Raw genomic sequence first — 1,420 nt, forward strand, 5'->3', positions numbered from 1 at the left:
GTCGTGTATGCGAAGTACGCGCCCAGCATGTAGAAGCTCGCGTGCGCGAAATTCAGCACGCCCATCATGCTGAAGATCAGCGTGAGGCCGGAACTCAGCATGAACAGCAGCAGCCCGTAGCTGATGCCGTTCAGCAGCGATGTGGTGAAGAACTCCATGGATGCGTCAACAAAAATCCCGCGGCGACCGGGTGGTCGACCGCGGGATTGTCAGTGGATGGGATTCAAGCTCCCGGACGCTTCATCTGGCACGACGTGGGCGTGCTCGACACGTACGGCTCGTAGAACTTGTCCGGCACGAAGGTGTAGCCGGTGCCTTCCACGTTGTACTTGTTCTTCGCATCGACCTTGCGCCAGGTGCTCAGGTACAGGCCCTGCTGCATCTGGTGGTCGGAGGCGCGCATCGTGATCTCGCCGCTGAAGCCCTTCACCGTCAGGCCTTCCATCGCGGCGGCCACCTTCACCGGGTCGGTGCTCTTCGCCTTGGCCATCGCGGCCGGCAGCATCGTGAAGATGTTGTAGATGTCGGTGGTGAAGAAGTCTTCCTTGAACTTCTTGTTGAACTCCTCGCCGACCGCGGCGATGTCGCCCGGGATGTTGTGGTGGGCGTACGCGATCATCTTGACCTTGCCCTCGCCGGCCGCGCCGATCGCGGTGGGCGTGCCGATCACGCTCGCGTAGTAGGTGTAGAAGTTGACGTCGAGGCCGGCGTCCTTCGCGGCCTTGATCAGCAGCGTCAGGTCCTGGCTCCAGTTGCCGGTGATCACGGTGTCGGCGCCGCTCTGCTTGATCTTCGCGACGTAGGGCGAGAAGTCCTTCACCTGGCCGAGCGGCGTCAGGTCGTCGCCGACGATCTGGATGTCGGGGCGCTTGCGGGCCAGCGTCTCCTTCGCGAACTTCGAGACCTGCTGGCCGTGCGAGTAGTTCTGGTTGATCAGGTAGACCTTCTTGATGGACGGCTGGTCCTTCATGTAGGTCGTCATCGCCTCCATCTTCATCGAGGTGTCGGCGTCGAAGCGGAAGTGCCAGTAGTTGCACTTGCTGTTGGTGAGGTCCGGGTCGACCGCGGAGTGGTTCAGGAACACGATCTCCTTGCCCGGGTTGCGCTCGTTGTGCTTGGACACCGCGTCGATGATGGCCGCTGCCGCGCCCGAGCCGTTGCCCTGCGTGACGTAGCGGAAGCCCTGGTCGATGGCGGCCTTCAGCACGTTCAGGCTTTCCTGCGGCGAGGCCTTGTTGTCGAAGCCGACCACCTCAAAGGTGACGCCGGCCGGGTTCTTCTTGCCGCTGATGCGCTCGGCCATGAACTGGAAGCTCTTCAGCTGGTTCGCCCCGAGACTCGCGAACGGCCCGGACAGCGGATCGATCCACGCGATCTTGACGGTTTCGCCGGCCTGCGCGAAGGCGATGCCGGCGTGCAG

2 protein-coding genes are annotated in these 1,420 nt (G+C 62.7%); both read right to left on the reverse strand.

What is annotated here, in order from left to right; translation table 11 throughout:
• Positions 1 to 158, reverse strand: a 158-nt coding sequence (locus tag AC1D15_RS32155; RefSeq protein ID WP_477829250.1) for an ABC transporter permease subunit, incomplete at its 3' end; no start/stop codon positions are given.
• Between the two features lie 65 nt (positions 159 to 223).
• The gene (locus AC1D15_RS32160; protein ID WP_477829249.1) at positions 224 to 1,420 is read right to left on the reverse strand and encodes a branched-chain amino acid ABC transporter substrate-binding protein; all 1,197 of its coding nucleotides are present in this window, start codon (positions 1,418 to 1,420) and stop codon (positions 224 to 226) included.

This window comes from Rhizobacter sp. P2_H2, from assembly GCF_056403375.1.